13 protein-coding genes are annotated in these 18809 nt (G+C 63.3%); 4 read left to right on the plus strand and 9 right to left on the minus strand.

What is annotated here, in order from left to right; translation table 11 throughout:
- Positions 1 to 24: 24 nt before the first annotated feature.
- The 9 genes from ACFSNN_RS12750 to ACFSNN_RS12790 form a co-directional block, all read right to left on the minus strand.
- Positions 25 to 1368, minus strand: a complete 1344-nt coding sequence (locus ACFSNN_RS12750) for a glycosyltransferase WbuB (RefSeq protein ID WP_134457033.1) — start codon at positions 1366 to 1368, stop codon at positions 25 to 27.
- Between the two features lie 55 nt (positions 1369 to 1423).
- The gene (locus ACFSNN_RS12755; RefSeq protein WP_134457034.1) at positions 1424 to 2566 is read right to left on the minus strand and encodes a glycosyltransferase family 4 protein; all 1143 of its coding nucleotides are present in this window, start codon (positions 2564 to 2566) and stop codon (positions 1424 to 1426) included.
- A 112-nt stretch (positions 2567 to 2678) separates the two neighbouring features.
- Positions 2679 to 3638 (minus strand): GDP-L-fucose synthase family protein, encoded by a 960-nt coding sequence (locus ACFSNN_RS12760; protein WP_134457035.1) that lies wholly within the window; start codon positions 3636 to 3638, stop codon positions 2679 to 2681.
- 5 nt (positions 3639 to 3643) lie between these two features.
- Positions 3644 to 4762, minus strand: coding sequence for a GDP-mannose 4,6-dehydratase (gene gmd, locus ACFSNN_RS12765; RefSeq protein ID WP_012431878.1), 1119 nt, complete (start codon positions 4760 to 4762; stop codon positions 3644 to 3646).
- A 92-nt stretch (positions 4763 to 4854) separates the two neighbouring features.
- Positions 4855 to 7089, minus strand: a complete 2235-nt coding sequence (locus tag ACFSNN_RS12770) for a polysaccharide biosynthesis tyrosine autokinase (protein ID WP_134457036.1) — start codon at positions 7087 to 7089, stop codon at positions 4855 to 4857.
- Between the two features lie 49 nt (positions 7090 to 7138).
- Entirely contained in the window at positions 7139 to 8278 is a 1140-nt protein-coding gene (locus tag ACFSNN_RS12775) for a polysaccharide biosynthesis/export family protein (protein ID WP_134457037.1), read from the minus strand.
- 65 nt (positions 8279 to 8343) lie between these two features.
- Entirely contained in the window at positions 8344 to 9729 is a 1386-nt protein-coding gene (locus ACFSNN_RS12780; RefSeq protein WP_134457038.1) for an undecaprenyl-phosphate glucose phosphotransferase, read from the minus strand.
- 53 nt (positions 9730 to 9782) lie between these two features.
- Entirely contained in the window at positions 9783 to 11330 is a 1548-nt protein-coding gene (locus ACFSNN_RS12785) for a mannose-1-phosphate guanylyltransferase/mannose-6-phosphate isomerase (RefSeq protein WP_134457039.1), read from the minus strand.
- An 87-nt stretch (positions 11331 to 11417) separates the two neighbouring features.
- Positions 11418 to 12404: a helix-turn-helix domain-containing protein gene (locus tag ACFSNN_RS12790; RefSeq protein WP_134459006.1), complete on the minus strand. Its 987-nt coding sequence runs from the start codon at positions 12402 to 12404 to the stop codon at positions 11418 to 11420.
- A gap of 803 nt (positions 12405 to 13207) precedes the next feature.
- Between ACFSNN_RS12790 and ACFSNN_RS12795 the strand changes: the two genes are divergently transcribed.
- The 4 genes from ACFSNN_RS12795 (at position 13208) to ACFSNN_RS12810 (ending at position 18783) form a co-directional block, all read left to right on the plus strand.
- Complete coding sequence (locus ACFSNN_RS12795) at positions 13208 to 15496, plus strand: hypothetical protein (RefSeq protein ID WP_134457040.1); 2289 nt, start codon at positions 13208 to 13210, stop codon at positions 15494 to 15496.
- Between the two features lie 113 nt (positions 15497 to 15609).
- Positions 15610 to 15759: a hypothetical protein gene (locus ACFSNN_RS12800; protein WP_012431871.1), complete on the plus strand. Its 150-nt coding sequence runs from the start codon at positions 15610 to 15612 to the stop codon at positions 15757 to 15759.
- Positions 15760 to 15804: 45 nt separating this feature from the next.
- Positions 15805 to 16257: a GDP-mannose mannosyl hydrolase gene (locus ACFSNN_RS12805; RefSeq protein WP_134459008.1), complete on the plus strand. Its 453-nt coding sequence runs from the start codon at positions 15805 to 15807 to the stop codon at positions 16255 to 16257.
- Between the two features lie 135 nt (positions 16258 to 16392).
- Positions 16393 to 18783 (plus strand): RICIN domain-containing protein, encoded by a 2391-nt coding sequence (locus ACFSNN_RS12810; protein ID WP_134457041.1) that lies wholly within the window; start codon positions 16393 to 16395, stop codon positions 18781 to 18783.
- Positions 18784 to 18809 lie beyond the last annotated feature (26 nt).

Genomic DNA, 18809 nt, shown 5'->3' on the forward strand with positions numbered 1-18809 from the left:
TTCATGACAGAGCCGCGTGCCGGATCAATCCGGCGCGGCTTCCTCCGCGGTAGCCGGTTTTCGCCGGCGTCTCGCCGCAGCACCTGAAGGCCGCGCGCCGAAAGACGGTGTGCCGCGGTTGCCGCCTTTACCGCGTTTGCCTCCCACTTCGCGCAACAGCATCGCGAGCCGTTCCTCGAAGGTGCGAATCGTCGACTCCGGCGAGAGCGTGCGCTCCGCGTAAGCGCGCGCCGCTTTGCCAAGTGCCGCGCGTCGTTCCGCGTCGTTCGCGAGCGTCGTGATCGCTGCGGTCAGCGCTTTCAGGTTGTCGGGCGGCACGACCACGCCGCGCGGCGCCACGGCTTCGTAGAGCGCCGTGCCGCGACGCGCCATCGCCACGGTCGCGCGTCCGCTCGCGAACATGCCGGTGAGCTTGGACGGCATGACGAGATCGGCCGCGTCGCCGCGTTGCGGCAGCACGTGAATGTCGGCGAGGTTGAGCAGTTCGTTCAGGCGGTCTAACGGTTGCAGCGGCAGGAACACGCAATTCGTTAATGCCGAGCAGCGTTCGCGCAGATCTTCTTTCGCCGCGCCGCTGCCGCAGAACACGAAAGTGAGGTCCGTGCGCGCGGCGAGTGCGACCGCCGCATCGGCGAGCGTTTCGATGCCCTGCTTCGCGCCCATGTTGCCGGAGTACAAAATCACTTTCCGGTCGTCGGGAATCCCCAGCAGGCGACGGAATTCGCTCGGCCGCGTGAGCGGAAAGATCATCGACACGTCGACCCAGTTGGGCAGGCAAACGACCTTTGATGCGTCGACGCCCTTGGTCGTCGCGCGCTCGCTCATCTGCCGCGTGATCGAAGACACCGCATCGAAGCGCCGCAGCAAAGCGCTTTCCACCCAGCGCGCCACGCGGGCCGCGAGCGAGCTTTTCAGCAGCCCCAGATCGAATGCCGCATCGACCTCATAGTCCTGAATATGCACCCACGCTCGCGCTCGCGCGACGCGTGCAAGCATCAGCGACCCCGGCGCACACATCAAGGTCGGTGCGATCAGCATGACCGCGTGCGGGCGCCACAGCACGTGTCGCGCAAGCAGCGGCAGCGAGGTCGCCGCGAAGGTCGCCAGATGCAGCATGCGCTTCAGGCCGCTCGGACGCGCGGGCACCCACAGCGGCGCGCGCCAGATCGCCACGCCCTCGCGCGTCTCGCGCTGATAGCGCCACGACGCGTAGCCCTCGCCGACACGCCACTCCGGGTAATACGGCGGCGCGCACACCACGCGCACGTCATGTCCGCGGCTCGCCAGCAGCACGGCCATTTCCGCCGTGTACTTGCCCACTCCCGTCAGCTCAGGCGCATAGTTGATGCCGTAGATCAGTATCTTCATCGTGGCTGCCGGAGCGAGTAAGGGCGTTGTGCGCGACCTGGCCGGGCGAAGCGGCTCAGTCGCTCAACATCAATGCACAGCCGCGAGCGATGTTGGCGGCCGCGGAAGGCGGATCGAAACGGCGAATCACATCCATGCAGCGGCGCGCGGTGCCGCCCGCATCGGCGAACGCCTCCATGGCCTTGAGCATGGTGCGCTGCAGGCCGGCAACATCGCCCGCGGTAAACGCATAGCCGCTCACCCCGTCGATCACCAGTTCCGGCACGCAGCCGCAACTTTCGCTGACCACCGCCGGGCAACCATGCGCGAGCGCCTCGTTGACCACGAGTCCCCACGGTTCGCTGTAACTCGGCAGCACCATGCAAGTGGCGCCGTAATATTCCCGCGTCAGCGGCTCGTCCTGCAGACTGCCGACGAACGTCACCGCGTCGCCGAGTTCGAGCTCGGCCACCTTCGCATGCAACGCGTCGCACATCGGGCCGGTGCCGACAATGCGCAGCTTCGCCGCCGGAATACGCCGCCGCAATCCAGCGAACGCGTCGATCAGCGTGCCGATGCCTTTCTCTTCGGACAAACGTCCCACGAACAGAAACACCGGCGGATTACCCGCGCGGGCGGCGACCCGCTCGACCAGCGCACGTTCCGGCGAAAACGAACCGGGCATTGCCGCGGCCTGACACGGCACGAAAATCTTGTCGCGCTTCGCGCCGAGCGACAGCAGATACTCGCGGCTGCGCTCGCCGAAACCGAAATAGCCGTCGCATAGCGAGAAAAACACGCGCTTCGGAATCGACGTCAGCAACTTTTTGGGCCGGTCGCGCGCGGTCGAATCGCAGAACACCGCGCGCCGTTTACCGGTCACGATGCACGCCGCGAGCATCGCCCAGTACTCCGGCCGGTGATAGCCCGGCAGCACGATCAGATCCGACTTGGTACGCAATACTTCCCACGTGAGCCGCGCGATCAGCTTCATGGTCGGCACGTCTTCGTAGCAGCCATCGAACAGCTTTTGCATCGGATAGCGGTGAAACGAATAATCGACGTCGGAAAAACCGACGCGGTCGTGCTCGGTATCGGCGATCTGCACCATCGAATAGCGAATCGCTCCGGATGCCGAAATGTTATGCAAGGCGGAAAACACGACACCCTTGTGGCGCGACCACACGACGTTGTGGAAGATCGTGACTGACGCTGTCATTTTTATGCCACTCCTAGAAATATCGTCCTGCGCGCATTGCGCGTCCTGCGCATGCACAGCGTCCCCTTTGGTCCTTCAATGCAAAGCCGCGCCGAGGCGGCCGTCCACGCGCCTACGCTTCGATGGCGGCGGCGGGCGTCGAACCAGCGTGTGATTCGACGAAGTCACGATAGGTGGAGGCAATGCCGTCGGTGAGGCCGATCGTGGCCTGCCAGCCCATCTGCGCGAGTCGCGAAACGTCGAGCAGCTTCCGCGGCGTGCCGTCGGGTTTCGAGGCGTCGAACACGAGTTCGCCTTCGAAGCCGACCACCTTGCAGATGCATTCGGCCAGCTCGCGAATCGACAGGTCGTCACCCACGCCGACGTTGAAGAGGCCTTCGGTCACGTTGCGCTCGAGCACGAACAGCGTGGCCGCGGCAAGGTCGTCGACATGCAGGAACTCACGGAGCGGCGTGCCCGATCCCCACACCGTCAAGGTGGCGTCGCCGTTCAGCTTCGCTTCGTGCGCCTTGCGCAGCAGCGCCGGCAACACGTGGCTGCTCTTCAGATCGTAGTTGTCGTTCGGGCCGTACAGATTGGTCGGCATCAACGCGACGTACTGCGTGTTGTACTCGCGGTTGTACGCTTCGCACAACTTCACGCCGGCGATCTTCGCGATCGCATAGGCGTCGTTGGTCGGCTCCAGCGGCGAGCTCAGCAGATACTCCTCGCGGATCGGCTGCGGACATTGCTTCGGATAGATGCACGACGAACCGAAGAACACCAGCCGCTCGACCTTGGCGCGATACGCGGCATGGATCACGTTGGTTTCGATCACCAGGTTTTCATAGATGAACTCACCGGGCTGCGTCGCGTTCGCGAGAATGCCGCCCACGCGCGCGGCCGCGAGCAGCACCACGTCGATCTTTTCGCTTTCGAAGAAGCGATTCACGGCCGCCTGATCCGTGAGATCGAGCTCCTTGCGCGAGCGGGTAATCACGTTCTGATACCCGTCGGCGGCGAGACGCCTGACCAGCGCGGAGCCGACCATGCCGCGGTGGCCCGCGACGAAGATGCGTGCTTGTTTGTTCATCGCCGTTACTCGTGATGTTCCAGCGCCGTGAATCCGGCCAGCGTGACGAGCGCGTCACGTCGCGCGATCTGATAGTCGGAGCGCACCATTTCCTTGACGAGCGAGGCGAACGAGGTGGTCGGCTGCCAGCCGAGCTTCGCATGCGCCTTCGACGGATCGCCGAGCAGCGTCTCGACCTCGGCGGGCCGGAAGTAGCGCGGATCGACGCGCACGATCACATCGCCCGGCGACATTCTGATCTCGCGCCCTTCCACCTTTTCGACGATGCCGATTTCGTCCACGCCGGTGCCTTCGAAACGCACGGTGACGCCCAGTTCAGCGGCGGCGTGCTGCACGAACTGACGCACGCTGTACTGCACGCCGGTCGCGATAACGTAGTCCTCCGGCTGCTCCTGTTGGAGCATGCGCCATTGCATCTCCACGTAATCACGCGCGTGACCCCAGTCACGCAGCGCCGACAGATTGCCGAGATACAAGGTCTTCTGCATGCCCACCGCGATGCGCGCGACGGCGCGCGTGATCTTGCGCGTCACGAACGTCTCGCCGCGCACCGGTGATTCGTGATTGAACAGAATCCCGTTGCACGCGTAGAGACCGTACGCTTCGCGATAGTTGACCGTGGTCCAGTACGCGAACAGCTTGGCGACGGCATACGGGCTGCGCGGATAGAACGGCGTGGTCTCCGACTGCGGCACCTGTTGCACAAGGCCGTACAGTTCCGAGGTCGAGGCCTGATAGAAGCGCGTTTTCTCCTGCAAGCCGAGAATGCGGATCGCTTCGAGAATCCGCAAGGCGCCGAGGCCATCCGCGTTGGCGGTGTATTCCGGTTCTTCGAACGACACCGCAACATGGCTTTGCGCGGCGAGGTTATAAATCTCGTCCGGTTCGACGCGCTGGATCACGCGCAGAATGCTGGTCGAGTCGGTCAGATCCGCGTGGTGCAGAAAGAGGCGCTGGTCCGGATCGTGGGGATCGCGGTAGAGATGATCGATCCGGTCAGTGTTGAACAAGGATGACCTGCGTTTGATGCCGTGTACGTCGTAATCCTTGGAGAGCAGCAGTTCCGCCAGATACGACCCGTCCTGTCCAGTGATACCGGTGATCAGCGCGACCTTACGTTTCATGGAGCCTTCTCCTCGTTAACCTTTGCAATCCCACCGGTGCCACAAGCTTGGCTGCGCGGCTTTGCGAGCGGCCGGCCGCCGGCCCCGCTGCATCAACCGGCGATGCTGTCGTAGCCGTAGTAGCCGCCCTGATAGCCCGAGCCGAGGAACGCGCCTTCCTGCGGCACATCGGTCAACAGAACGCCTCTGAGCCCCACGCCGCCATTGCGCAGCCGCTTGGCCGTTTCCATGACTTCGTTGAGCGGATGGCGGCCGTGGCGCACCACCAGCAGCGTCGTGCCCGCGTACTTGCCGATCACCGTCGAGTCGGTCACCGCGAGAACCGGCGGCGTATCGACGATCACGAGGTCGTAATGCGCCTTCAGTTCTTCGAGCATCGTCTCGAAGCGCTTGCTCATCAGCAGTTCGGCCGGATGCGAGGGCAGCGTGCCCTTCGCAAGCACGTCGAGACCGGGCAGCACGTCGCGCTGAATCATCGAGCCCAGATCGCCGCCGCTCAGCACGTCGGACAGACCCGGCTGATGCGCGACACCGAAATGCGAGTGCACGTCGCCGCGCCGCATGTCGCCGTCGATAATCAGCACGCGCTTGTTCGCCGACGCCACCAGCGCCGCCAGATTCACCGACAGGAACGACTTGCCCGAGTCGGGCCGCGAGCCGGTGATCATCACCACGTTGTTCTCCGCGTGATCGAGCGAGAGCTGCAACGAGGTGCGCAGATTGCGCACGCCTTCCACCGCGATGTCTTCCGGCGCCTGCTGCGCCAGCACATGCAGACCGCGACGGCGCAGCATGACGTTCTCCTGCAGCTTCAACTGCGTCTGGCTGCGCGGCACCACCGCGAACACCGGCACGCCAAGCATGCCTTCGAGTTCGTCCGGACGTTCCACGCCGCCGTACATCGCGCGCTTGAAGAAGGTCAGCAGAATGCCGAGCACGAGGCCGCCGCCGAGCGCGATCAGAATCGCGAGCACGCGCTTCGGCCGCACCGGTTCATCGGGCGCTTCGGCGAAGTCGACCACGCGCACGTTGCCCACCTGTCCCGCCTTCGCCACCCGCAGTTGCTGCGCGCTGTTCAGCAGATTGGTGTACAGCTCCGTATCGACGTGCACGTCGCGCAGCAAACGCAAAGCGGTTTGCTCGGTATCCGGCATCACCGCCACGCTGCGGTTCATGTTGGCCGCCGCGCCTTGCAATGCGGCGATCTGCGCGTCGAGCGCGGCCACCGCCGGGTGATTCGCCGTGAAGCGTTGCGACATCTCCGCGCGTTGCTGCTGCAGATCCATCAGCTTGGTTTTGTTATCGACGATCTGTTGCAGCAGCAGGCGGCTTTCTTCGCCCAGGTCGACCGTGCCGTGCGTGTTGCGGAACTTGTTGTAGCGTTGTTCGGCGTCGTCGAGTTCCTTGCGCAAGCCCGGCAGCTGCTGATCGAGGAAGGCCAGCATGTGCTCGGCTTCGGTCGAACGGCTCTCCACATCCTGACGCACGAACTCGCGCGCCATGCTGTTGACGATCGCAGCCGTCAGGCCGGCGTCGCCGCCTTCCAGACTCGCGCGGATCACGCCGGATTGCAGCGTGGTTTCCTGCACCACCAAAGCCTTTTGCAAACGGTCCACGGTGCTCAGTGTCGAGGCGCGCTGCAATTCGAAACGCGAGCCGGCGGGGCCGACCAGCTTGTCGACGCGCAGCGTGATCGGGCCGTCCGCGGTATCCGTTTGCACGGTTTCGCCGACTTTCCCCGACAGAATCGCAATACCGTTCTTGTCCCGCAGCACATACGACCCGTCATTACCGGAAACCAGCGTGAAGGTCGCGTCGTACATCTCCTTGGACGTGTCGAACTGCGACACCGAAATGCTCTCGTCACCCCATGCATAGCCGGACAGGTTGATGAACTGCGGCAACCTGAAGCCCCATTGCCCGTTCACCAACCCCGCGATCATTCCACCGATAACCGGAAAATAGCGCGGCGTAGCCGTGATATCGAGGTGCAGCTTCTTGACGGTCTCTTCCGTGACGAGCCGCGACTTCAGCAACTCGATCTCCGCCGCCGTCGAAGGCTTGGTGTCGAACATGCCGGTGAGCGGCGGCAGGGAATCCTTGTTGTTCCCATTGGCATTCGCCGTCTTGTCCTCTACATGAAACAGAACATCCGCGCGGTACGTCGGCGGCGCGAGGAAAGCGTAAGCGCACCCCAGCGCGAGCGCGATCAGCGTCACCACGACGATCGTGCGCCAACCTCGCACGATCGTGCGCAGATAGTCCGACAGGTGAAGCTCGTCCGGACCGGACACGTCGGTGTAACGGTTTTCAAAGTTGATTGCCATTTTGTTCACCCAACAAGGTCCGGAGGTTCGAGTTCACACTGTGCGGCTACTATTTCGCGAGAACGGCGCCCGTTACAGCCGCGTTGATCGCCGGCAGCAGCAGGTTCAACACACGGTTGAAGCGGACCAGCCCGCCTTGACCGACATACACCACGTCTTTCGGCTGCAGTTCGAACTGATTCGCGAGCACCATCGACACCGGCGAGGTCGCGTCGAGGTGGTACACCTGAGGCGTTTCGCTCGTCGAGTTGCGGATCACGAACAGTTGCCGCGCCGCGGCCGTGTTCGAGTCGAAGCTGCCGCTGTCGGAGATCGCTTGCGAAAGCGTCAACGAACCGTTGCGCATCGGCAGGATGGTCGCAGGCTTGTTGACTTCGCCCATCACGTAGACGCCACTGTCTTCACGCGATGCCACCCGCAGCACGTCACCCGGTTGCAGGTAGATGTCCGAAGGATTTTTGCCGCGCTTGATCAGGTCGTCCACGTTCAGCTGATACGGCACGCCGTTGCGCAGCAACACCACGCGGCTGCGATCCGCATTGGCGCTGAGGCCGCCGGCCTGACCGATCGCGTTCGTCAGCGACATCGGAATGTCGGTGACCGACAGCGCGCCAGGCGTGCGCACTTCGCCGTCGATATAGACCTGCTGCGCGCGGAACGAGGCCACCCGCACCGTCACTTCCGGCTTCTGGTACACCTTGCTCAAACGCCTGTAGAGCTCCTTCTGGATCGACGTGGCGTCCTTGCCGGCCACATGCACCGTGCCGGCATACGGGAACTGCACGTCGCCGTTTTCGTCGATCAGGAAGCCGGGCGCGGCGTCCGAGGTCTTCGTGTTCTGCTGCGGCTGACCGAGCGCGGCCGCGAGTTCCGGGTGATCCCACACGGTGATCTGCAGCACGTCGCCGGGGCCGACCTTGTAAGCGGTCGGCTTGCCGAACAGTGCGGTCGTCGCCGGCGGCAGCGTCGAAGCCGTCTGCGCCTGGTTCATCTTGCGCAGCAGCGAAAGATTGATATCCGTAATCGGAATCTGCGTTTGCTGCGACGGCTCAGTACTGTAATCACCACCGGTGTCCTGAATGGCGGCCGGTGTGATCATCCGCTGGCCGGGTGCGATCCCGCATCCGGAAAGCAGTGTTGCAGTAGCGAAAACCAGGAGACTTCCCGTGCGTAGACCAAGCGAGCTCATGATGTTCCTCCTTGTGCCACGGCGTTTTTCCTCAAGGAACGAAGCGCGCGGCGTTTTGTTAACAACTAATAAGCGTTTCGATGCACCAGTCCGGCGACTATCGTCGCGCCGATAATCCGCATGTCGAGCGCGAACGACCAATGGCCCAGGTAATACAGGTCATGTTCGACGCGACGTTCCATCTTCTCGATGCGGTCGGTTTCGCCACGAAAACCGTTGATCTGTGCCCACCCCGTGATCCCCGGTTTTATGCGGTAGCGATTGATATAGCCCGCGACCACTTTCTGGTAGAGGTCGTCGTGCTCGAGTGCGTGGGGACGCGGTCCTACGACCGACATGTCGCCACGCAACACGTTAAAGAATTGAGGCAATTCGTCGAGACTCGTGCGGCGCAAAAAGGCGCCCACTCTGGTGACTCGCGGATCGTTACGCGTAGCTTGCCTGACGGTGCCTTTTTGCTCCGTGTGCAACCGCATAGAACGGAACTTATAGATTGTGAAGACGCGACCGTCGGCGCCTTTGCGTTTCTGCCTGAACAGAACCGGACCGCGCGAGGACAGCTTCACCGCGATCGCGATGACGAGCATGACCGGCGCGAGCGCGATCAGGGCGGTCAAGGCGAACAGGCGGTCGAAGATTTCCTTTTTCAGCATCGAACTGGCGGACAGCGGCGAAGCCACGAGATTGATCGCCGGCACGCCGAGCAGATCGATCACGCCGCTGCCCTCGAAGAGCGCGAGGCTGCGCACGTCCGGCATGAAGCGGATGTTCACCAGGTCGTCGCGGAATTCGCTGACCAGCGAACAGATCAGCGGCTCTTCGGAAAGCGACAGCATCAGCCACAACTCGTGCACGTCGTTGGTCCGCATGTAGTTGGCGAGCGCGTCGACGGTGTCGAACACCGGGACGCCAGGGCTTGCGACCGGCGACACATCCGGACGCGCGTTGTACACGGCGGTGGCGCGAAAACCGGTGGTCGGCGCGGCGTTGATCCGGCGAATAATCGCGTCGCACTGCGAGCCGCTGCCCACGATGGCGACCTGATGCAGATTCATCCCGGCACTGCGCGCGCTCGCCAGCACGGCATGCGTCATCAGCCGGTAAGCGATCAGCAGGCCGCCTGTGACCGCTGTCCAATACGAGAACCACAGCCGCGACACGAAGTCGATACGATGTAGCGAATACATCAGCACGAGCGCGCTGACCTGCACCATCAGCCACGCGAGCGACACCTGGCCGGCCAGCACCAGCTTGGAGCGGCCACGCCATGATTCGTAGACGCCGAACGCCGGAAAGATGGCGAGAGCGAAGGCTGCGGAGAACATCACGAGCGCCCAATAGAAGCCGGATTGAGCGAGGTAATCAAAGCGGATTTGCGACGCCACCGCCGCACCCACCAATACCAATGCAACATCAAAAATTCGCGCGAGCAAATCCTGAAACTTGCGCATTCTGGTCACCTCGTTCTTGCCGTTCTTGTCCGCAGTTGAGTCCGGCGTGCTGTTTAGGAGCAGCGGCCGTAGTTGTCGTTGAACCTCACAATGTCGTCTTCGCCGAGATAGGCGCCTGACTGGATTTCAATGATTTCGAGCGGCACCTTGCCCGGGTTTTCGAGCCGGTGCTTGATGCCGAGCGGGATGTAGGTCGATTCGTTTTCACTCAGCAGAAACTGCTCTTCGCCGCGTGTGACGAGCGCCGTGCCGCGCACGACGACCCAGTGTTCCGCGCGATGGTGATGCAATTGCAACGACAGTTGCGCGCCCGGCGTCACCACGATGCGCTTGACCTGGAAACGCTCGCCATGGTCGATCGAATCGTAGAAGCCCCAGGGACGGCGCACCTTGCGATGCGCGTCGGCCTCCGGCGCGTGTTGCGCCTTGATGCGCGACACCAGCCCCTTCACGTCCTGCACATGCGAGCGGTCGACCACCAGCACCGCGTCGGCGGTTTCGACCACCACCACGTTGGTGGTGCCGACACAAGCGACCAACCGGCCTTCCGAATGCGCGTAGCTCGACACAGCGCCTTCGAACGTCACCCGGCCGCGTCCTGCATTACCGTTCGCGTCCTTCTCCATCGCGGCCCAGACGGCGTCCCAGGAACCCAGGTCCGACCAGCCGGCATTCAGTCCGACCACCACGCCCGCCGGCGTCGCCGGTGCGCTACCCGGCATTTCGGGGCCGGCCGTCTCGGTGAGGCGCTCCATCACCGCGTAGTCGATCGAGTTCGCGGGCGCACTGAGGAACGCATCGACCAGCGGCCGGAAATACGCACCGTCCAGCCGGCCGCCGGTGAATGCGCGTTCGCAGGCCGAGTGCATGTCCGGTTGCAGACGCTTCAACGTATCGAGCCACACGCTCGCGCGCACGATAAAGATGCCGCTGTTCCACCAGTACATGCCTGCCGCGACGTACTTCGCCGCGAGTTCTTCCGCCGGCTTTTCGACGAAACCGTCGATCACATGGCCGCCGCCCGCCAGCCCGGCGCCGACGCGGATATAACCAAAACCGGTGTCGGGCCGCGTGGGCGGCACGCCCAGCGTCGCGATCGAACCCTGCGCGGCATAGCGCGCGGCAAGCTCCAGCGCGGACTGCAAGGCGGGCACGTCGGCGATCGAGTGATCCGCGGGCATGACGACGAGAATCGCGTCGCCACCGTCCGCGCACGCGAGCGACGCCGCGAGCGTCAACGCCGGTGCCGTATCGCGACGTGCCGGCTCGACAATAAGACGAGCGTCGACGCCATTTTCATGAAGTTGTTCTGCGATCACGAAGCGATGTTCTTCGCCGCATACGATGATCGGCGAGACATCCACGCTCCAGCCGGCCGGAAAGCCGTCCATGCGCCGCGCGGTAGCCTGCAGCAGCGAGTCGGAACCGACGACGTCGATCAGTTGCTTCGGATAGTTCTCCCGCGACACCGGCCAAAGCCGCGTGCCCGACCCGCCCGCCAGAATGACTGGGACGATGCGCGTGCAACGCGCGCCCGCCGTCGTGGCATCCGCACCGTTCGTGTCGACCGATGCGGCGCCTACAGCTCCCTGATTCAACATATTCGCATTCCTTACAATTCCCAAAGTTGGGCAGAAGTACGGACCGGATGCCGTGTTGTCACACGGCATCCGGCTGGCCCCGTCGCGCTATTCGCCGACTAGTCGGCGACTTTGAATCCGAAATTCGGTTGGCGAGATTCTCATCCGCTTGCGAAACACTTTCGCGAGTCGATCGCCGTTGCCCATGCCGGTGCGCCGGGCAATCTTGTCGACCGGCAATTCCGATTCGGTCAACAGGCTGCAAGTCACCGCAAGGCGCTCGTGCAACAGAAAACTGGAGGGCGTAATGCCCATTTCCATCTTGAAGCGGCGCAGAAAGTTGCGCTCGCTCATCGCGGCGAACTGCGCCGCGTCGGCAATCGAAATGGCCTGCTGGCAATTCTCTTGCAGCCAGCGAGCTGCCGCGCGCACCTTGTCGCCGGGACTCAGGCCGCCGTCTTCGCCGAGCAGCGGCGCGAGATTCGAGCACGAGTCCGCCAGCAGGCGCTCGGCAACGGTACGTGCCGTGGCGCCGCCGAGATCGCGCTTGATCATGGCGAGCGCGCTTCGCATCGATTCGAGACGATCGCCCGCATCGGCTGTCTGTTCGGGCTGGCGCGCGGGTGCGGCGGACTGCGCATGCGCATCGCCGACCTCCTGGCTGTCGGGCACATAGGCTGCCTCGAGCAACGCGCGACCTTCCGCGATCGGCCGGATCATGCCGGTGTTGCGGCGCACACGGCGCAGCCACGCAATCAGGCGTTCATCGCTAGCGGCAGCCAATGCGCCTTTGCCGCCCGCGACATACAGCGCGTCGAAACCGCCGTAATGCCGCGCGTCGAGTCCGTCTGTCCAGACCCGCAGCGCGGACGACGACGTCACCATGCCGCCGTCGGCCGACAGGAACGAAACGTCGTATAACCAGCCGCCCGAGCCGGACGAAGCCATTTCGTTCGCTGCCTGGAACACCTCGGCAACAACCCCTGCTCCCTGCAGCGAGCAGTCGTTGAACATCAGTATCGCGATGCGACGCATACCCTTGCTCGGAGCGTGCACCCAGCGCAGCATTGCGGACTCGAGACTTGCGCAGGTCATAGTCATCCTCTCACCAGAAAACGGATCTACTTTTCACCTTGGACGGCCACAGAGAGGCCATCCTCTGTGCAGCGCATCATAGTCACCGCCACTCAAGCACTTTGCCGCCATGACCGAAAGCGCAGACATGTTGGCGTATGGACAGGGTGACCATCCAGGGATTTTCGGAACAACCCCGCTACCGCCGTCTTTTCAACGAATTAATTGCCGATTCCGCATAGGAATGAATTTGCATTCTGCGAATGTTAATGCAAATAAAAACGCCATTTCGTACGCCACCGCACACACCACGACTACTCGAAAACGGCGTAGTTACAATTTGATCCATCCATCGCGATGCCGATTTAAAGTGATTTTTCCCCATTCGGATGCCAGAATGAGTGCAACCGGCTTTGCAATCCCGGCATCCGCCGCGCCCCTTGCCCACCTGGGTTTCTTCTGACGATATATGCGCGGGGATGGCAATAAGTAAAACGAACAACCAATATAAACACTTGAGAGTTCGACAAAATTATTTACTTGGTTGTTATTGGATCTCGGGAATATAAACGTGACGATTAATGTTTCAAACGTGAAACACGGGAATAAGGCAACTTTAGGGCGCACGGCAATAGACGGGCCAATGGCCGAATGTGTCGAGGGGGCACCGAGCCATTTCCGCCACCGGTTTGCGGAAATACACTATGCGGTTTCCGCAACACATTACTTGAAGAGGTCACGCGAGGCGGCTCTGACCTGGTGAACTAGTAGTTGGGCGACGCGTCTCTAACCTTTGGACGGACTGCGAACGGCACGGGGAACACATGTCGAATGTACGCGAGCAGCGCGCGCCGCGAAACCGCGATGGCGCCTTTTCCGGCGGCGCGAGAAGCCTCGGAATTGCCATCGCTTTCTCGGCGATGATGGTCGTTCTGCTTGGCTTCGCGGCCGGCCAATGCGCAGCCGCTGATGCTGCGCCGCAAGCGAATGGTGTGAGCAATAGCGAGTTCAGCGCAGACGGCAGGAAGTGGACACCGTGCGCGGCGGAATACGGCACCTGCCGTTTCAGCGGCACGCGCGACGTGCTGTACGGCACGCCGCAACAACACGTCATCAAAACATTCTCGAGTAGCGCGGAGTGCAATAACGGCGTTTTCGGCGATCCTGCGCCAGGGGTGGAGAAACGTTGCGCGATGGCGCCGGCGGCGGCGAGCAATGCGCCCGCGCCTGTCGCGAAGCAGGACGCAGCGCCGAGCGCTGCGATGCAATCGGCCACACCGGTAGAGCTGAAGGCGCCATCCGGGCAAGGGCTGCGTTGCTCGTCGCCCTCATCGCAAGTTCCCGCTGCGGCGAATGGCGCTCTGCTTGAGGCCGATACGCCCAGCGACGGCACGCGTCTGTTCGCCGCGAACAAACCGTTCGCGCTGGTTTTCGCCACACGCCCGACGCAAGCCGACACACTCAACTGGCAGATACGCGACGCGTGGAATGCCGTGCGCGCCAGCGGACGCTTTCCCGTCAGGGCGGGTGCGACGCTGTCCACGTTGAGTTGCGCGTCGAGCGTGGCGGGCTACTTCGCGGTGTCCGCGTCGCTGGAACGTGCACATGGTCAGCTCGAATCGCGTGGCACGCGCCCCGCGGGCATCGCGACGTTCGGCGTGCTGCCGGATGTGTCCGTTGCATTGCCCGCCGTCCGTTTTCCGTACGAAGATCTGCACCGCTTCGGCGGACAGGGCGCGGCTTATCTTGCGCCGGGGCAGCATTGCTGCGACGGCGACGGTTATCGGCCGGTCTATACCGCGCTCGGCCTCACATGGGTCAATGACAATCGCAACTGGTATACGGAGGAGCCGAAAAAAGCGGGCACGTTCGAGCCCGCGAGCAAACAGCTCACACCGTTTTTCCGGCGCGGCGACCTGCTGCGGTTGATCCAGCTCGACGGCATTCCGCAGTGGGCGAGTCCAACCGGGAGCGAGACGCACAGCTATGCGCCGACATCGCTCGCGCAAATGAAGGACTACATGGCCAAGGTGGGCGCCGAGTCGAATCGCGTGCGCACGACTTACTTTCCCAAACAGCGCGACAACTACTATCAGGTGACGTGGGAACCGGACGCCGACGGCGGTCTGCCATGGCGCGACACCGACGCGAATTTCATCGCCATGTACAAGGCCGTCTGGGAAGGCATCCATCAGACGGATCCGCATGCGGTGGTCATGGGTTTGACTTATTCGTCGGTGCAGGGCAACGTCAAGTGGATGCGCAAGCTCGGCCCGCTTGGAATCGGCCGCTATATGGATGGCATGACGATTCACGGTTACTACGACATCGGCACGACGCCCTCGCATCCGCCCGAGCGCGTCGCGGACACCGGCAATCAGGGCACCGTGCCGGGCGCGCTGCCCGCCGCGATGCGCGCGCTGCGCCACGAAATGCGTCTGTACCTGAAGCCCGGCGCGCCGCTCTTCGTGACCGAAACCGGCATCAGCTACGACATCGGGCAATCGTATGGCAAGAACTATCCGGGCGCGAACGTGCTGTACGCCCAAGCTGCCGTGACGGCGCGCACGCATCTGATTTTGCTTGGCGAAGGCGCCGACATGACCTACGTGTTCTATCTCGCGGATATGCCGGACGCCGCGCCCGGCTACGGGATTTTCTTCGAGCTCGATCATCCGAAAGGTGCATACGGTCCGGCCCAAATCAGCCCGAAACCGGCGGCGCTCGCGGTGGCGGCGATGACGCGCATCGTCGACGGCACCGACACGCTCGGCCCGCTCAAGGATCTGCCCAAAGGCGTCTACGCTTACGCGTTTCGCCGGCTCGGCGGCGGCAAGATCGTGACCGCGCTATGGACGCACGACAACGACAAGTGGAACGCCAAAAGCGGCTTCGACGCGAGCCGCAGCGTGGACTATCGTCTGCGGGTCGACTCGCCGGGCACGACCGGCGAGGTGACGGCGTTCGACATGATGGGCAACGCGACGAGCTTGCCGTACCGCGACGGCGTGGCTAACCTGAAACTCTCGCCCGCGCCGGTCTATGTCGTCTCCGGCAACGCCGACGTCTTCAAGGACGCGGTCATCACGCCCGAGGGTTACGTGGCGCATTAGCGGCGCGATGTGCCGATACTTCGGCGTGATGGGACAGCCTCTGCGGCGACTGGCGCACATAGTATGCAAGCGGAGGCACGTTAGCATGCCTATCAACACGCTGGAGCCGAGACATGAACGGCCTTGCTTGGATGACACTGATACTGGCCGCAATGATCGGCGCGTTTTTCTTCGCGACGATCGGCGCGATTGTGCTCGCGCTTTTTTTGACGAGCGTCTCGGGCCGGCTTACGCGGCACGACGACCACCATCGCGATTATTAGTCGATGACGCGCACAAGCAGCGCGAGAACCGCGGGAGATGACATGCTGCTGACCGAGATCGATTTCCTGGATGTGGTCCGCCTCACGCCTCTGGTTGCGTTCGATCTGATTGTCAGCGATGCGCAAGGGCGCGTGCTGGTGGGCCGCCGCCGCAACCGCCCTGCGCGCGGCACCTGGTTCGTTCCAGGCGGCCGCATCCACAAAGACGAAACACTCGACGCCGCGTTTGCCCGCATCGCCGACGCCGAGCTGGGCATCGCGAAACTGGCGCGCTCGACGGCACGCTTCGAAGGCGTGTTCGAACATCACTACAGCGACAACTTCGCAGGCGAGCCGGATGTGTCGACGCACTACATCGTGCTCGCCTATTCGCTTGCGCTTACGGGCACCGCGCCGCTCGGGCGGCCCGAGCAGCACAGCGAATATGTGTGGCTTGCGCCTTCGGAATTGCTCGCGCGCGAGGACGTTCACGACAACACCAAAGCCTACTTCCGCTAACGCAGTCGCAAACCATCGCACGATGGCTGAATCCGCGCCGCCGGATCGCGATTTGCCACTGACTGTGAGTTCGGCAACGTGCCCATCAAAGCCGCTACAGTATGATTCGAGCTTACCGTCAGAGCTCGAATCACTATGCGATTATCGGCAAGCCCGCTCGTTCGCGATTCATTCTTTGCTTTTCTCGCGGTTCTCTTCTTCGCCTTCCTGCCGGGCGCGGCGCGCGCGGCCGAGTGCGGCCCCGGCACACTGGTTACGGTAGTCGCGCATCTCGACGACGATCTGCTCTTCGTCGACCCTGCCATCAGCGAGCGTCTCGACGCGGGCTGGTGCATCACCACGGTGCATCTGATCGGCGGCGCCAACGGTGCCGACTTCGCCTACGTGCAAACCCGCGAGCGGGCCTCGCGGCTCGCTTACGCGCGCATGGCCGGCGTGCCCGACGAGTGGCTGGAATCCAACGTCACGATTGCCGGCAAGCTCGTGCATCAGATGGTGCTGAAGGCCAGGCCGCAAGTGCGATTGCTCGAACTTCGCCTGCCCGGCGGCGCCGTGCGCGGCGGCCGCGTGCCGCTCGGCCTGCTGTGGGAACAACACGCCACGATTTCCACGTATCCAATGAACGCGGACGGCTCCGTGCGCGTGAAATACGATCGCGATTCGTTGTCGGCCACTTTAAAAGCGATGCTCGCGCCGGCGACGCTGATCTACACCCTCAATCCGGACACCGTGCCGTTTATCGAGCATCCCGATCATATCTATTCGGCGCGTATTACTCGCCACGTAGCGCAGACGCTCGGCAAAGGCGTGCCGATCGTCTACCACGTCACCTATCCGACCGGCGGCTGGCCCGGCAATCTTCCCGCGGCCGAAGTGCAGCGCAAGCGCGACATCGTCGCCAGTTATTTTTCGATCGACGGCAGCGAGTCGTCCCATGTATTCGGCGAGTTTCAATGGGACGGCAACTGGATTTCGCGACGCTACGCGTTTGCCGATCGCGCCGATCGCCGCGTGCCGGATTTCGTGTCTCATCCGATCCAGCTGTTCAACGCGGCGGCGAGCCGCTGCCTGACGTCCGCGGGGCCAGGACGCGCGCCGACGCTCGCCGCCTGCACGGACTCGTCCACGCAGCAATGGCGCTGGGATCCGCTGACCGTGTATCCCGGCAATACGCGCAACGCCGCGCTCGTGAGCGTCGCGACCTCGCAATGTATTGCCGAGCGCGACGGCTATCTGGTCGCCGAGACTTGCGATCGATGGGATGTGGCGCAAAGCTGGACGCCGTGGGACTTCGGCCTCGTCTATACGCCGCTGCGGCATTGCCTCGGCGAAAACGACGGCAAGCTGACCATGCGAGGCTGCACCGCGCTCACCACGCGCTACCGCTGGGCCACCACGCAGCGCACGCAGGCGAACGACTTGAGGCTCGCCACCGCGATGGCCGGCGATATTGCCGGCTCGGGCGAGCAGTCCGCGGTGTATGTCCAGCGGCAACACGACGGGCCGGGATTCAACGTGTATGCCGCTTCCCTCGCCAAAGCTTCGGCGCCCGCGCTGTGGTATGCGAACGCCATCCCGTTCGATCCTCAGGCTACCGCACCGAGTTGCGCCGGCGACAAACTGTGCTTCGACAGCGTGCGCTTCCTGCTCGGCGATTTCGACGGCGACGGCAAGGCGGACCTGATGATTGTCGCGGCACGCCAGGGCGGCACCGCGTTCTGGTTGCTTCGCAGTACCGGCGAATCGTTCGAGGCGCCACGCCTCTGGCTGCAGACGAGCAATGCGTTCCGGCCGGAACTGACGCAGCAATATGTGGCGGCGAACTTCACCGGAACGGGACGAGCCAGCGTGCTGATCGCGCAGAAACGGCCCGACAGTGGACTCGATCTGTGGCTGGCGTCTTCGCAAGCACCGGGCGCCTCGACGGGATCGGCGCCGGTGCTCTGGGCGCAGGCCAGGAATCTGCCGCAGAACGTCGATCTGCTGGCACGCGGAACGGCCGGCTCGCGCGCCTCGCTGGTCGCGGTGGACGGCGCCGACGGACGCCTCGCGCTCACGCCGATCACCAACGAGGGCACGCGCATGAGCGTCGGCGAACGCAACGTCTTGCCGGCGAGTTTTGCGCCCGGCTTCGTGAAAGTGACAATGGGCGCCGTGCATGGCCGCGACGGCAACACGCTGATTCTGCTGACGCCGCATCTGGACGAATCGAGCGAAGAAGCCATGATCGACGTCGCCACGCTCGACCTGAGCGGCGCGGCGAGCGCGCCGGCCCAGACGGCGACATTGCATGGCATGTCGTGGTCGGATGTGTTTCCGGAATTCGTGCGCGACAAACAGGGGGCGGCACTCGTGCTGTTTCGACGAACCGACGCGACCCTCGGCGATTTCTATTTCACCGGCGGCGCGCCGGCAATCACGCGCTATCCATCCGGAAACGGCCTGGTGCTGGGCGAAGCTCAGGAACTCGGCAAATTACCGGGGCTCTTCTCGGAGACCGTGCGAATCGACCGGCTCGCACAGTAACCGCGGTAACGTTAAGCAAGCCGGCC

The organism is Paraburkholderia dipogonis (assembly GCF_042680985.1).
GTDB lineage: Bacteria > Pseudomonadota > Gammaproteobacteria > Burkholderiales > Burkholderiaceae > Paraburkholderia > Paraburkholderia phytofirmans.

Coding starts and splice junctions, on each gene's coding strand:
- ACFSNN_RS12750 (WP_134457033.1), bottom strand. CDS start 1,368: ATGAAGATACTGATCTACGGCATCAACTATGCGCCTGAGCTGACGGGA.
- ACFSNN_RS12755 (WP_134457034.1), bottom strand. CDS start 2,566: ATGACAGCGTCAGTCACGATCTTCCACAACGTCGTGTGGTCGCGCCAC.
- ACFSNN_RS12760 (WP_134457035.1), bottom strand. CDS start 3,638: ATGAACAAACAAGCACGCATCTTCGTCGCGGGCCACCGCGGCATGGTC.
- gmd (WP_012431878.1), bottom strand. CDS start 4,762: ATGAAACGTAAGGTCGCGCTGATCACCGGTATCACTGGACAGGACGGG.
- ACFSNN_RS12770 (WP_134457036.1), bottom strand. CDS start 7,089: ATGGCAATCAACTTTGAAAACCGTTACACCGACGTGTCCGGTCCGGAC.
- ACFSNN_RS12775 (WP_134457037.1), bottom strand. CDS start 8,278: ATGAGCTCGCTTGGTCTACGCACGGGAAGTCTCCTGGTTTTCGCTACT.
- ACFSNN_RS12780 (WP_134457038.1), bottom strand. CDS start 9,729: ATGCGCAAGTTTCAGGATTTGCTCGCGCGAATTTTTGATGTTGCATTG.
- ACFSNN_RS12785 (WP_134457039.1), bottom strand. CDS start 11,330: ATGTTGAATCAGGGAGCTGTAGGCGCCGCATCGGTCGACACGAACGGT.
- ACFSNN_RS12790 (WP_134459006.1), bottom strand. CDS start 12,404: ATGACCTGCGCAAGTCTCGAGTCCGCAATGCTGCGCTGGGTGCACGCT.
- ACFSNN_RS12795 (WP_134457040.1), top strand. CDS start 13,208: ATGTCGAATGTACGCGAGCAGCGCGCGCCGCGAAACCGCGATGGCGCC.
- ACFSNN_RS12800 (WP_012431871.1), top strand. CDS start 15,610: ATGAACGGCCTTGCTTGGATGACACTGATACTGGCCGCAATGATCGGC.
- ACFSNN_RS12810 (WP_134457041.1), top strand. CDS start 16,393: ATGCGATTATCGGCAAGCCCGCTCGTTCGCGATTCATTCTTTGCTTTT.